1 protein-coding gene is annotated in these 234 nt (G+C 61.5%); it reads left to right on the top strand.

Going from position 1 to position 234, the window contains the following annotated elements; all coding sequences use genetic code 11:
• Positions 1-234, top strand: a 234-nt coding sequence (locus AAEZ05_RS30320) for a VOC family protein (RefSeq protein ID WP_350650383.1), incomplete at both ends; no start/stop codon positions are given.

Below are 234 nucleotides of genomic sequence, written 5' to 3'. Positions count from 1 at the left end.
GCCATGAGCGCGCCGGACGGCAAGATCCGTATCCCGTTGAACGAAGAATCGTCCAAGGGCGCCGGGCAGATCGAAGAGTTCCTGATGCAGTTCAACGGCGAGGGCATCCAGCACGTCGCGTTCCTCACCGACGACCTGGTCCAGACCTGGGACGCGATGAAGAAGATCGGCATGCGCTTCATGACCGCGCCGCCCGACACTAACTACGAAATGCTTGAAGGCCGCCTGCCGAAC

The sequence above is a fragment of the Pseudomonas sp. HY13-MNA-CIBAN-0226 genome, from assembly GCF_040310305.1.
In the GTDB taxonomy this organism is placed as follows: Bacteria; Pseudomonadota; Gammaproteobacteria; order Pseudomonadales; family Pseudomonadaceae; genus Aquipseudomonas; species Aquipseudomonas gregormendelii.
Note: the sequence above shows the minus strand (reverse complement) of the source record. Positions and strands in the feature narration are given on the sequence as shown.